The following is a 13620-nucleotide window of genomic DNA, read 5'->3' as shown; positions in this document are numbered from 1 at the left end:
ACCTCACAGTTTTCTTGGATCCGCTATGTATCCCTTCACTGCACTGGCTGCGGCAACAGCGGGAGACGCAAGAAAAACCTTGCTGTTTGGATGCCCCATCCTTCCCACGAAGTTCCTATTGGTTGTGGAGATAGCGATCTCTCCTTCCGCAAGAACCCCCATGTGTCCCCCAAGACAGGGTCCACACGTTGGAGTGGAAACAGCACAACCAGCATCGAGGAAAACATCGATCAGCCCCTCCTTCAGGGCCTGCTTATAGACTCTCTGAGAGCCAGGTATGATGATACACCGCACGTTTGGAGCAACGGTTCTCCCTTTCAGGATCTGTGCCGCGAGCCTGAGGTCTTCTATCCTTCCGTTGGTACAGCTTCCTATCACCACCTGATCTATCTTGATACGATCCTTTTCTGTCTCAGAGATATCCTTTGCATTGGACGGAAGGAAGGGATAGGCAACCTGAGGTTCGAGTTCGGAAAGATCCATCTCCACTTCCTTTACGTATTTTGCATCCTCGTCTGGGTACATCTCTTCGACCTCTATGCCTCTTTCTTTCTCGTAAGCGATGGTGATCTCATCTACCGGGAAGAGCCCAGTTTTTCCTCCCGCCTCTATAGCCATGTTCGATACGGTGAACCTTCCTTCCATAGAGATCTCTTTCACCCCAGGTCCCGAGAATTCTATGACCTTGTAGTTCGCTCCATCCACTCCGAGGATGGATATGAGTTTCAAAACAAGGTCTTTGGCGGTCACCATCTCGTTGAACTTTCCACGGAGCATCACTTTTATACTCTCTGGGACGCGCAACCACACTTTCCCAATGAGGTAGAAACCCGCTACGTCCGTGGAACCAACACCCGTGGCAAAGGCTCCCAAAGCTCCATAGGTGCACGTGTGGGAGTCTGCCCCCACGACGAGATCGCCCGACTTCACGAGTCCCTCCTCGGGAAGCAAAACATGTTCAATGCCCATTCTTCCTATCTCAAAGAACTTCTCTATCCCCTGTTCTCGGGCGAATTCTCTCATCATCTTCACCTGCATGGCGGATTTTATGTCTTTGTTCGGTGTGAAGTGGTCCGGGACGAGAACCACCCTGTCTGGGTACCTAACCTTCTTTCCACCGTACTCCTTGAACTTCCTGATGGCAAGGGGGGCGGTTATGTCGTTCGCAAGGGCAACATCTGGCTCCAGGAGTAGAAACTCACCTGGTTCAACCTTCCTTCCAGCTTTCCCGGAGAGAATTTTTTCCGCAAGGGTCATTCATTCAACACCTCCGCTTTTTCTCAAAAGACCCTTTGCTATGAGATATTTGTTTATCGCGTTTATGTAGGCGATGGCGGAAGCCTCGACTATGTCTGTGGAAACACCTCTTCCACTGTAAAGCTCACCATCTATCTTCAGGGTCAGTTTCACCTCTCCCTGGGCGTTCTTTCCCGTTCCCACTGCCTGGATTATGTACTCTTCGAGCTTCGGCTGAAGCCCGAGAGCTTTGTCGATCGCCTTGAATATGGCGTCCACAGGACCGTTGCCCGTCTCTGCTGCCTCTCTCTTTTCGTTTCTGACCTGAAGCACTACGGCTGCCGTGGGAAGCAGTGTGTTTCCAGTGTGAACGTGGAAATGAACGAGTTTGTACCCATTCAAAGGTTCCTTCAGGACTTCGGAGACAATGGAGAAGAGATCGTCGTCGTACACCTCTTTCTTTCTATCGGCCAGTTCCGTGAACTTCTCGAACACCTTCTGGAAGGTCTCATCGTCGAGCTTGATGCCGTAAGTTTCCAGCTTCTTTCTGAGAGCGTGTTTTCCGGAGTGCCTTCCGAGGACCAGTGTTTCTGAGGACCTTCCGATGTCCGAAGGTTTCATGATCTCGTAGGTCTCCCTGTGTTTCAAAACACCATCCTGGTGTATTCCAGACTCGTGGAGGAAAACGTTCTCACCCACTATGGGTTTGTTCCTCGCCGGTATGAGACCTGTTATGTGAGTGAGAAGCCTGGAAGCGGGGTATATCAGTTCTGTTCTTATACCGGTTTCGTACGAGAGCTTGTCTTTTCTCACCTTCAGGGTCATCACAAACTCTTCCAGAGAACAGTTACCAGCCCTCTCTCCTATCCCGTTCAGTGTTACCTCCACTTGAGTTGCACCGTTCTGAACAGCAGCCAGTGAGTTTGCTACGGCAAGCCCAAGATCGTTGTGACAGTGAACGGAAAGATCCACGTCTTTTATTCCGGGTACACCCTCTTTCAGGGTTTTTATGAGTTCTCCAAACTCATCTGGAAGGGCGTATCCCACGGTGTCCGGGACGTTGATCGTTGTTGCACCGGCCTCGATCGCCGTTTTGTAGACCTCTATCAAAAAGGGTATCTCCGTTCTGGTAGCGTCCTCCGCCGAGAACTCCACGAGATCGAAGAACTGTTTGGCATAGGCAACGTATCTTCTCACCCTCTCGAGGATCTCTTCTTTTTCCATCTTCAACTTGTACTTTCTATGGATCGGAGATGTTGCTATGAAAACATGTATCATACGCTTGTCCTTCTGGCGATCTTTCAAGGCTTCGTGCACAACGTCTATGTCTTTCTCTACACACCTTGCAAGCCCAACCACGATGGGTTTCTGGACAGTAGTAGCCACCTTTTTTACAGCCTCGAACTGAACAGGTGAAGAGACAGGAAATCCCGCCTCTATGAGATCGACACCGAGGTCCTCCAGCATGAGAGCTACCTCAACCTTCTCTTCAACGGACATGGAAGCCCCAGGGGACTGCTCTCCATCCCTCAAGGTGGTATCAAATATCTTTATCCTCATCTTTTTTCATCTCCTCTTCATCCTTGTGGAGTTTGTACTCCAAGGATTCAAGAAGGGCCGTCCAAGAGGCCTCTATGATGTTCGGGGAAACACCTACAGTTCCCCATCTCTTTTTTCCATCGCTGGACTCTATGAGGACCCTTGTTGTCGCTTTGGTGCCTGCCTGTTCGTTGAGGATTCTGACCTTGTAGTCGGTAAGTTTCGTGTTCTTCAAGGACGGGTAGAACTTCTCCAGAGCCTTTCTCACTGCCTTGTCCAATGCCTCGACAGGCCCTTCTCCCTCAGCTGCAGTGTGTTCGAGGGGTTCCTTATGACCCATTCTCTTCGCTACTTCATCCGGCACTCTAACCTTCACCGTTGCTTCAGAGAAACTCTTTTCGTCCTTGTTCTTCACGGTCATGACAGTGAATCCGAGGAATTCGAAGTACTTCTTTCTTCTTCCAAGCATCTCCCTCACGAGAAGCTCAAAGGATGCCTCTGCTCCCTCAAAATGATATCCCTGAGCTTCGAGTTCTTTTATCTTTTTGAGGATCTCCTTGACCTTGGGTGAAGAGCTGTCTACCTTGAATCCCATCTCCTTCACCTTTTCGATGACGTTGCTTCGGCCTGAGAGCTCCGAGATGGAAATGATCCTCCTGTTCCCAACCAGTTCTGGGCTGATGTGTTCGTAGGTTCTCGAATCGCGCTTTATGGCAGAGACATGTACCCCTCCTTTGTGAGCGAAGGCGTAATCTCCAACGTAGGGCATGTTCTCTATGTGCGGCCTTCCAGAAAGTTCTGCTACAAGATGTGCAACATCGAAGAGTTTTTTCAGATTCTCCTTCGGTATGGCTTCCAGACCCATTTTGAGGACAAGATTCGGTATCACAGAACAGAGATTCGCGTTTCCACACCTTTCTCCAAGACCGTTTATGGTTCCCTGAACATGAACCGCTCCCTTCCTCACAGCGGCAAGGGTGTTCGCCACCGCCACATCGGAATCGTTGTGGGCGTGTATTCCAATGGGAGTTTTTACATGCCTTTTCACCTCTTCAATGATCTCCTCGATTTCGTGCGGAAGGGTACCTCCGTTCGTGTCAGCGAGAACGAGACAATCCGCCCCAGCTTCTTCGGCCACTTTGAGAGTTTTGAGAGCGTATTCTCTATTCGCCTTGTATCCGTCGAAGAAGTGTTCCGCGTCGTATACCACCTCGTCGGCGAATCTCTTCAAATAAAAAATCGTGTCGTATATCATCTTGAGGTTCTCTTCAAGAGTTGTTCGAAGGGCTTTCTCCACGTGAAGATCCCAGCTCTTACCGAATATCGTGTAAACTGGTGTTTCAGCTTTTATGAGCGTTTGTATATTTGGATCTTCTTCTATCCTCGTGTTCGGTCTTCTTGTGGAACTGAAAGCTGCCACTTTTAAATTCTTGAAACGCATGTTCTTCACGGCTTCAAAAAACGCTATGTCTTTCGGATTTGAGCCGGGCCAGCCCCCTTCGAGGTAATGAACGCCGAGGTCGTCCAGAGCCTCGGCAATTCTGATCTTGTCCTCCAGGGAAAAGGAAACACCGAAAGCCTGTGCCCCATCCCTCAAGGTGGTATCGTACACCTTTATACTCAAGAGACCACCTCCTCAGGGCTTTCTGAACGCAGCCCCTTTGCTGGCAGATTGGACGAAAAAGGCATATCTTCTCAAGTAATCGCTGTTCACATCTTTCACTTTTGGCACAAACTCTTTCATTCTTCCTTTGAACTCTTCTTCCGGTATCAACAGGTTTATTGTTCTCTTCTCAAAATCTATCTCGATAAGGTCCCCATCTCTCACGATACCAATGGGCCCGCCTTCTGCCGCTTCGGGAGACACGTGACCGATGACGGCTCCGTGAGAACCTCCGGAGAACCTTCCATCCGTGATGAGAGCCACATCCTCTGCAAGGCCCATCCCAACGATCGCGGAGGTGGGAGAGAGCATTTCTCTCATACCGGGACCACCTTTGGGACCTTCGTAGCGGATCACCACCACGTCACCTTTCTTGATCTTTCCACCAAGGATCGCCTTCGTTGCCTCTTCTCCATCTTCGAACACAACGGCAGGACCCACGTGGCGCATCATCTTTTCAGGAACCCCAGAGAGTTTGACAACCGCCCCTTCCGGTGCGAGGTTTCCAAAGAGTATACCAAGACCACCTTCCCTGTGGTATGGGTTGTTAAACGGCCTGATCACATCTTCGTTCATGATCCTTGCCTCTTTGACAAGATCCCCTATCTTTCTCTGGTAGATGGTCATGGCATCTTCCTTCAGAAGGCCGTTCTCCTGGAGGCGTTTCATCACAGCGTAGATGCCTCCAGCCTCGTCAAGATCCTGTATGTGGTAGGGACCAACGGGAGAGATGTTACAAATGTGAGGCACCTTTCGACCGAGTTCATCGAAGAGCCTTATATCGAAGTCTATTTCGAAGCTCTCCGCGATCGCCTTCAGGTGAAGGACGGTGTTCGTCGATCCTCCCGTCGCGAGATCGACCATGATGGCGTTCATGAGAGAATCCTGCGTAACGATATCCCGGGGTTTGATGCCTTTTTTTACAAGATCCACAACGAGCATTCCGGCTTCTTTCGCTATTCGCAGCCTTCTTGCGTGAACGGCGGGCACTGTTCCGTTACCCTTCGGGGCGATCCCCATGGCTTCTGCGAGTGAGTTCATCGTGTTGGCGGTAAACAATCCCGAACAGGAGCCGGCACCCGGACATGCAAAATCCTCGATCGCCTTGAGTGTCTCCTCGTCGACCTTTCCTACCTTGTACCCACCAACCGCCTCGAAGACGGTGATGAGATCTATGTCCCTCCCAGCGTACCGACCGGCGAGCATGGGACCACCCGATACCAGGACGGATGGGATGTTCAACCTTCCCATCGCCATGATCATCCCGGGGGTGATCTTGTCACAGTTCGGAACGAACACCAGACCATCGAAGGGAAAACCGTTGACAACGATCTCTATGGAGTCAGCTATGAGCTCTCTAGAAGGGAGGGAGAACTTCATCCCCCTGTGGTCCATCGCTATCCCGTCGCAGATTCCAATGGTTGAAAAAACGAAGGGCACCCCTCCTGCCATCCTCACTCCTGCTTTCACCGCTTCGACAATACGATCAAGATGTACGTGGCCAGGGATGATATCGTTCGCTGATGAGACAATGCCTATGAACGGTCGCTTCATCTCCTCGTCCGTTATACCGAGCGCCTTCAAAAGGGACCTGTGTGGAGCCCTTTCCAACCCCTTCTTTATCACATCACTCCTCATCTGCGTTCCTCTCCTTGAGCCATGGCATCATCTTTCTGAGCTCTTTTCCAACCTTCTCTATGAGGTGCTCGGACTCTTTCTTTCTCATGGTGTAGAAGAAAGGCCTTCCTGCCTGGTTTTCAAGTATCCAGTCCTTGGCAAACTTACCTGTCTGTATGTCTCTGAGCATCTGCTTCATGTTTTCCCTGACCTCTTTGGTTACGATCTTTTCCTGGCTGATGTAATCACCGTATTCGGCGGTGTTGCTGACAGAGTACCTCATGAAACTGAGGCCACCTTCGTAAATGAGATCCACGATGAGTTTGAGCTCGTTCAGACATTCAAAGTAAGCGATTTCAGGCTGATAACCCGCTTCCACGAGTGTTTCAAAACCAGCCTTTATGAGAGCGGTCACCCCTCCACAGAGCACTGCCTGTTCACCGAAGAGGTCCGTTTCAGTTTCTTCCCTGAAGGTCGTCTCTATCACACCGGCCCTGGTCACACCGATTCCCTTGGCATAGGCGAGGGCGAGCTCCTTTGCCTTACCGGTGTAGTCCTGGTAAACTGCAACGAGTGCGGGAACCCCTCTTCCTTCGACATACTCTCTTCTCACAATGTGGCCCGGGCTCTTCGGTGCGATCATGGTCACATCGACGCTCTTCGGCGGGATGATTTGATGATAATGTACGTTGAAACCGTGGGCGAACATCAGCATCTTTCCTTCGGTGAGGTGTTTTTCTATATACTTCTTGTACACCTCCGGCTGATGCTCGTCCGGTATGAGCATCATTATGATATCCGCTTCTTTCGCCGCTTCTTCGATGGTTTTCACGGTGAGACCCTGAGCCTCTGCTTTCTTCCAGCTTTTGCTTCCTTCTCTCAGGCCCACAATGACGTTCAGGCCGCTGTCCTTCAGATTCAGGGCGTGCGCATGCCCCTGACTTCCATAACCTATGATGGCTATCTTCTTGCTCTTGATCAAGTTGAGATCGGCATCCTTGTCGTAATAGATAACCGCCATCAGAATCCCTCCCTTTCTTTTGCGTTCCATCTGTTCATTGCGACGATACCCGTTCTTGCAATCTCTTCCACCTGTTTCTCCGGCAGGAGGTTTATGAAGGCTTCTACCTTGCTTCTTGCACCGGTTATCTCTATGATCGCTCCTTCTTTCGATACGTCTATGATCTTCCCCCTGAATATTTCAACGAGCTGGAACAACTCCTGTTTGTCATCTCCGAATTTTACCTTGATGAGAGCCATCTCCCTTTCCACACGGTTCCCTGGGAGAGGATCTATAGGAGTCACCTTGACCACCTCGACAAGCTTGTAGGCTTGCTTTTCTATCTGCTCTATCGTTCTGTCATCTCCTCTCACCATGATCACGAGCCTAGAAAGTCCCGGTGTCTCCGACTCTCCAACGGTGATACTGCTGATGTTGAAACCTCTTCTTGCAAACAGATTTGCAACCTTTCTCATAACACCAGGTTTGTTGTGAACAAGCATAGAAACAAGGTGATCATGAGTCTGATTCATCATCTTTCATCACCTCTCCTGTTTTCATCGATAACCTTCATCACCTGCTTCACGAAGGAGTCATCGTAAGATGCTTCGACGAGAGGCGCTCCCACATCTCCTCCTGGCGGGACCATCGGGAGCACGTTTTCAGCAGGATCGACAACGGCGTGTATGAGCATGGGTCTCCTCGATCTCGCGAGTTCTTCCACCGCCTTGTCCACTTGATCTGGTTTCTCTATCTTCATTGCCTTTATACCGACAGCCTCTGCTATCCTCGCAAAGTCTGGGTTATCAGACAGAACCGTGGCGGAGTATCTGCAGTTGAAGAAGAGTTGTTGCCATTGTCTTACCATTCCCAGAGCCTTGTTGTCCATCACTATGATCTTCACCGGGAGGTTGTATCTTCTGATCGTCATGAGTTCCTGGATGTTCATCTGGAAACCACCGTCACCAGCGAAGATCACGACTTCCCTGTCTGGAGCACCTATCTTCGCTCCTATCCCCGCCGGTAGCGCGTATCCCATCGTTCCAAGCCCTCCAGAGCACAAGAAAGATCTTTGATGTTTGAACTTGTAATACTGTGCAACCCACATCTGATTCTGCCCCACGTCTGCCACGACTATTGTATCGTCCGGAAAGACCTCGTTCACTTTCTCCACGATGTACTGAGGTTTTATGAGTTTTCCATCTCTTTCGTACGTCAACGGATACTTTTTCTTTACCTCTTGAAGCTCTTCGATCCATTCGGAGAAATCTGTGTCTAGATCGTATTTCAAGAACTCCTCAAGAACGTTTCTCAGGTCTCCAACGATCGGTACATCCACTGAAACGTTCTTTCCTATCTCGGCGGGATCTATGTCAACATGAACAATTTTGGCGTTCTTTGCGAAAGTACGTGGATTTCCGAGGATCCTGTCACTGAACCTTACACCGAGTGCGATGATGAGATCAGCGTTGGCCACGGCGTAGTTTCCGTAGTACGCACCGTGCATCCCTATTCCATCGTAGTAGAGTCTTTCGTCGGATGGATTCACTCCACGTCCCATTAACGTGCTGACTGCGGGCACCCTGAACTTGTCTACGAACTGATTCACCAGATTCATCGTACCCGAGAGGTTCGCACCACCACCGACGATAACAATGGGACGCTTCGATTCCTTCAACAGTTCCATCACCTTCTTTATCTGTCTGGGATGACCCTTCACGGTAGGTTTGTAACCCAGGATTTCTATTTCATCGGGATAATTGAACTCTCCCTCTGCTGTTTGAACATCCTTTGGAAAGTCGAGAAGTACAGGACCCGGCCTTCCCGTTGTAGCAACGTAGAAAGCTTCCTTTATCGCGTAGGGAAGCTCTTCTATGCTGGTGGCAAGGTGGTTGTGTTTTGTGATGGGCATTGTGATGCCAGTGACATCAACCTCTTGGAAAGCATCTGTTCCAATGAAGGAGGTTGGAACCTGTCCTGTGATCACAACGAGTGGTATGGAATCCATGTAGGCGGTGGCGATTCCCGTCACGGTGTTAGTCGCTCCGGGTCCGGAGGTGACTATGACGACACCCGGCTTTCCAGTGACCCTCGCATAGCCGTCTGCTGCGTGTGTGGCTCCTTGTTCGTGTCTGAAAAGGTAGAAATTTATCTTGTCTTCATAATTGCAGAGCTCGTCGTAGACGTTGATGATGGCCCCTCCTGGTATACCAAAAATCGTATCCACACCTTCTCTCAAAAAAGCTTCAAACAACATCCTGGAACCTCTCATCTTCACGTGGATCACTCCTCTCGAATATTGAATGATTATACCGAAATCTTGGAATAACGAATCATGGGGGGTTTTTTAGGAATAGTATCATCACGTGCTTCACAATGTCAAGTTGTCGAGTCGAATTTTTTAGTAGCGGTAGCATTATCATCATGAAAATGTAAAATTCAGGATAACCTGAGAACATATCGATCGTTTAAAATGTTCACAAATTCTATCGAGGAGTGAGAAAGGTGAGGGTGGGAATCGCGGGACTTGGAACCGTTGGTGGGAGCATATACAGAATACTGAAAGAAAGAGGTGATGAGATAGAAAGAAGGGTCGGTGAGAGGTTCATCGTATCAAAGGTAATAAATCGTTCCCCCAAAAAGTACGAGAGGTACAACGTGCCAAAGGAAGAAATAGCGTTTGATTTCGATGACCTGATTTTGAACAGCGACGTGGTAGTGGAAGCCATAGGCGGAACGGATGTGGCCGTGGATCTTGTTCGGCGAGCCTTGGAACTCGGAAGGATCGTTGTCACTCCGAACAAGAACCTCATCTCAGAATACGGAAACGAATTCATCGATTACATAAAGAAAAGAAGGCTCTTTTTCGAAGCTTCCGTTGGAGGAGGCATTCCCATCATCTCCCTCCTTCAGGATTATCTGATCTTTCAGAAGGTGACCAAGATCCGTGGAATCATGAACGGAACGACCAACTACATACTCACGGAGATGAGCAAGGGAAGATCTTTCGATGAGGTGCTAAGAGAAGCCCAGAAGCTCGGATACGCCGAAGCCGATCCAACCAACGACATCGAAGGCTATGACATCGCATACAAAGTTTCCGTTCTGGCAGGTGTGGTGACAGGAAGATTTCCAGGTATACACAACGTGAAGTTCGAGGGAATAACAAAGCTCGCACCGGAATACCTGAATGAAGTTCTGAAATCTGGAAAGAAACTCAAGCTGATCGGAGAGCTCGACTTTTCGTCGAACAGGTACGAGGTACGCTTGAGGGAGGTAACACCTGAGGATCCCTTCTTCAACGTCGATGGTGTAGACAACGCTATAGAGGTTTCAACGGACCTGGCTGGTGACTTTCTTCTGAAGGGAAGGGGTGCCGGAGGATATCCCACGGCCAGTGCCGTGATAGCAGATCTGTTCAGAGTGGCAAAGTACAAGGTGTTCGGTGGTGCGGAGAAATTCTCGGTTGTGGTAATGAAGTTCGGTGGTGCAGCCATCTCCGGCGTGGAAAGGCTGGAGAAGGTTGCGGAGAAGGTCATCAAAAGAAAAAAGAGCGGTGTGAAGCCTGTCGTGGTGCTATCTGCAATGGGTGATACCACGGATCGTTTGGTAGACCTTGCAAAGACAATAGATGAAAATCCCGATCCGAGGGAGCTCGATCTTCTCCTGTCAACGGGAGAGATTCAGAGCGCTGCCCTGATGAGTATCGCCCTCAGAAAAAGAGGTTACAAAGCGATATCGTTCACCGGAAATCAATTGAAGATCATCACTGACAAAAGGTATGGCTCTGCGAGAATAATAGACATCAACACGGACATCATCTCGAGGTATCTGAAACAGGGTTTCATACCGGTCATCGCGGGGTTTCAGGGTATAACGGAGACAGGAGACATAACCACCCTCGGAAGGGGTGGATCGGATCTCACGGCGATCGCACTTGCGTACTCTCTGGGTGCAGATCTGTGCGAACTTTACAAAGACGTGGATGGGGTCTACACAGCAGACCCCAAGATCGTGAAGAATGCTCGTGTTATCAAAGAGTTGTCCTGGGAAGAGATGATAGAACTTTCCAGGCATGGAGCACAGGTTCTACAGGCAAGAGCAGCAGAGTTCGCGAGGAAGTACGGAGTCAAGGTGCTGATAAAGAACGCCTACAGGGAAACGAAGGGCACTCTCATATGGGAGGGGACAAAGATGGAAAACCCGATCGTTAGAGCCGTCACGTTCGAGGCCGATATGGCGAAGGTGGTACTGAAGGACGTTCCCGACAAACCAGGGGTCGCCGCAAGGATCATGAGGACTCTCTCTCAGATGGACGTGAACATAGACATGATCATACAGGGAATGAAGAGTGGAGAGTACAACACGGTAGCGTTCATCGTACCAGAATCCCAGCTTGAGAAACTCGATCTCGATCTTTTGAGAACCAGAAGTGAGGCCAAAGACGTTATAATCGAAAAGGAACTGGCAAAGGTTTCCATCGTTGGTGTGAATCTCACTTCTTCACCGGAGATCTCCGCTACTCTTTTCGAAACACTCGCCAACGAGGGCATCAACATCGATATGATCAGTGCTTCAAGCAGCAGGATCTCTGTGATCATAGATGGCAGGTACGTGGAAGACGCCGTCAAGGCGATCCACAGCAGATTCGAACTGGACAGGGAGTGAGAGAATTGGGTGTGCTCGAAAAGTACAAGAAATTCCTCCCGGTGACTGATAAAACCCCTATGATCTCACTGAACGAGGGGAACACTCCTCTCATTCCCCTTGTGAACATGAGCAGGGAACTCGGAATAAAAGTCTACGTGAAGTATGAAGGAGCGAATCCAACGGGATCTTTCAAAGACAGAGGAATGGTCGTTGCGGTGGCCAAAGCTCTGGAAGAAGGAGCTAAAGCTATCATGTGTGCTTCAACGGGCAACACCTCTGCTTCAGCTGCCGCCTACGCCGCAAGAACAGGGATAAAGGCGATCGTTCTGATACCGGAGGGAAAGATCGCCTTAGGAAAACTTGCCCAGGCAATGATATACGGTGCCGTCGTACTGCAGGTGAAAGGCAACTTCGACAAGTGTCTGGAGCTGGTGAAGGAGGTTACCTCCAAGTACCCCATCACACTTGTGAACAGTATCAACCCTTACAGACTCGAAGGACAGAAGACGGCTGCTTTCGAGATCGTTGATGATCTCGGCGACGCACCAGACTATCATTTCATTCCCGTGGGGAACGCGGGAAACATCTCCGCTTACTGGATGGGTTACAAGGAGTACTATCAACACGGCCTCTCCTCGAAACTTCCGAAGATGATGGGATTCCAGGCAGAAGGAGCAGCTCCAATAGTCCGGGGGCATCCTATTGAAAACCCGGAGACGATCGCCACCGCCATAAGGATAGGAAATCCCGCCAACTGGGAAAAGGCAGTTCAGGCTCGCGATGAATCAGGTGGAGATATCGGCATGGTGAGCGACGATGAAATACTGAAGGCACAGAGACTTCTGGCTCAAAAGGAAGGTATCTTCTGTGAACCCGCATCTGCCGCGTCGATAGCAGGGCTTCTGAAGAAGCACGAACAGGGTCTCTTCAAAGGTGGAGAAACTGTGGTGTGTACCCTTACCGGAAATGGGCTCAAAGATCCGAACGTTGTTATCTCACAGCTGGAGCCTCCAAGGACAATAGAAGGGAAGATAGATGAGATCCTGGAGGTACTGGATCTATGAAAATAATGGTTCCTGCCACAACAACGAATCTGGGAGCAGGATTCGATGTCTTTGGTCTCGCTCTTGATCTTTTCAACGAGGTATTTTTTTCTTTTGACACCGACAAAACTTTTATCGAAAGCACTGGAAAGTACGCCCCGGATCTCGAAAGCTACGATTTGTTCTTTGAAGTCTTCGAGTTTTTTGAGAAGAAAACGGGTTACAGAGTGCCCCCTGTCAAAATAAGGCAGGTTTGCAACATACCGGTTTCCAGTGGTCTTGGTTCCAGTGCTGCCGTGATCGTCTCCGCACTTTACATAGCAAACGTGGGAACGAAAGCGAACCTCTCGCAGCGGGATCTCATGAAACTCGCCGTAGAGCTCGAAGGACACCCAGACAACGTTGTACCAGCTTTCGTGGGAGGACTCGTTGTCTGCTATCAGGATGGAGACGTCTTCGATTTCGAAAGGTTCGAGTTGGACTTTGAACTCACCTTCCTTGTACCCAATTTTTCACTCTGTACAAACAACATGAGGAGAGTTCTTCCTAAAGAGGTTTCATTCGAAGATGCTGTCTTCAACATCAAAAATTCCTGCCAATTCCTAGCGAAGATCGCCTCCGGTAAACTGGACGATGCCTTCAAGTACGTGGAAGATCGCCTTCACCAGTCGTACAGGATAAACCAGTACGAAGAGATGAAAGAGTTCGTGAGGGCAGTTGTTTCGAAAAAACCGAGTTACTGGTTCGTGAGTGGATCCGGTCCCTCCATCTGTACGGATGTGAAAGATGTCGAAGGTATACCCTACCTGAGGGATGTACTGAGGTTAAAGGTAAACAACAGAGGTTTGATAATATCGAAATAGAGGGGGATT

General features: G+C 49.6%; 10 protein-coding genes. 3 read left to right on the top strand and 7 right to left on the bottom strand.

Annotated features, from left to right (window positions below):
- Positions 1-3: 3 nt before the first annotated feature.
- The 7 genes from leuC to ilvB are packed head-to-tail and all read right to left on the bottom strand — an operon-like array spanning position 4 to position 9333.
- Complete coding sequence (leuC, locus tag J7K79_RS01385) at positions 4-1257, bottom strand: 3-isopropylmalate dehydratase large subunit (RefSeq protein ID WP_296904327.1); 1254 nt, start codon at positions 1255-1257, stop codon at positions 4-6.
- Complete coding sequence (gene leuA / locus J7K79_RS01380) at positions 1258-2796, bottom strand: 2-isopropylmalate synthase (RefSeq protein WP_296904325.1); 1539 nt, start codon at positions 2794-2796, stop codon at positions 1258-1260.
- Positions 2777-4399, bottom strand: coding sequence for a citramalate synthase (gene cimA / locus J7K79_RS01375; protein ID WP_296904323.1), 1623 nt, complete (start codon positions 4397-4399; stop codon positions 2777-2779). The genes leuA and cimA overlap by 20 nt, the downstream gene beginning before the upstream one ends.
- Positions 4400-4411: 12 nt before the next feature.
- Positions 4412-6076, bottom strand: a complete 1665-nt coding sequence (ilvD, locus tag J7K79_RS01370; protein ID WP_296904321.1) for a dihydroxy-acid dehydratase — start codon at positions 6074-6076, stop codon at positions 4412-4414.
- Positions 6066-7076, bottom strand: coding sequence for a ketol-acid reductoisomerase (gene ilvC, locus J7K79_RS01365; protein ID WP_296904319.1), 1011 nt, complete (start codon positions 7074-7076; stop codon positions 6066-6068). The genes ilvD and ilvC overlap by 11 nt, the downstream gene beginning before the upstream one ends.
- Positions 7076-7591 carry an acetolactate synthase small subunit gene (gene ilvN, locus J7K79_RS01360; RefSeq protein WP_296904317.1) on the bottom strand — a complete coding sequence of 172 codons (516 nt, stop codon included), beginning with the start codon at positions 7589-7591 and terminating at the stop codon, positions 7076-7078. Before ilvN ends, ilvC begins: the two co-directional genes overlap by 1 nt.
- On the bottom strand, positions 7588-9333 hold the full coding sequence (gene ilvB, locus J7K79_RS01355; RefSeq protein WP_366932569.1) for a biosynthetic-type acetolactate synthase large subunit: 1746 nt from the start codon (positions 9331-9333) through the stop codon (positions 7588-7590). Before ilvB ends, ilvN begins: the two co-directional genes overlap by 4 nt.
- A gap of 227 nt (positions 9334-9560) precedes the next feature.
- Here ilvB and J7K79_RS01350 point away from each other — a divergent pair, with 227 nt between their 5' ends.
- Genes J7K79_RS01350 through thrB form a run of 3 tightly spaced genes read left to right on the top strand, consistent with a single transcriptional unit; the run spans position 9561 to position 13611 of the window.
- Complete coding sequence (locus J7K79_RS01350; protein ID WP_296904315.1) at positions 9561-11723, top strand: aspartate kinase; 2163 nt, start codon at positions 9561-9563, stop codon at positions 11721-11723.
- Between the two features lie 5 nt (positions 11724-11728).
- Positions 11729-12769, top strand: coding sequence for a threonine synthase (gene thrC, locus J7K79_RS01345; protein WP_366932568.1), 1041 nt, complete (start codon positions 11729-11731; stop codon positions 12767-12769).
- Positions 12766-13611, top strand: coding sequence for a homoserine kinase (gene thrB / locus J7K79_RS01340; RefSeq protein WP_296904313.1), 846 nt, complete (start codon positions 12766-12768; stop codon positions 13609-13611). The genes thrC and thrB overlap by 4 nt, the downstream gene beginning before the upstream one ends.
- Positions 13612-13620: the final 9 nt, after the last annotated feature.

This window comes from Thermotoga sp. (genome assembly GCF_021162145.1).
Taxonomy (GTDB): domain Bacteria; phylum Thermotogota; class Thermotogae; order Thermotogales; family Thermotogaceae; genus Thermotoga.
Note: the sequence above shows the minus strand (reverse complement) of the source record. Positions and strands in the feature narration are given on the sequence as shown.

Coding starts and splice junctions, on each gene's coding strand:
- leuC (WP_296904327.1), bottom strand. CDS start 1,257: ATGACCCTTGCGGAAAAAATTCTCTCCGGGAAAGCTGGAAGGAAGGTT.
- leuA (WP_296904325.1), bottom strand. CDS start 2,796: ATGAGGATAAAGATATTTGATACCACCTTGAGGGATGGAGAGCAGTCC.
- ilvD (WP_296904321.1), bottom strand. CDS start 6,076: ATGAGGAGTGATGTGATAAAGAAGGGGTTGGAAAGGGCTCCACACAGG.
- ilvC (WP_296904319.1), bottom strand. CDS start 7,076: ATGGCGGTTATCTATTACGACAAGGATGCCGATCTCAACTTGATCAAG.
- ilvN (WP_296904317.1), bottom strand. CDS start 7,591: ATGATGAATCAGACTCATGATCACCTTGTTTCTATGCTTGTTCACAAC.
- thrB (WP_296904313.1), top strand. CDS start 12,766: ATGAAAATAATGGTTCCTGCCACAACAACGAATCTGGGAGCAGGATTC.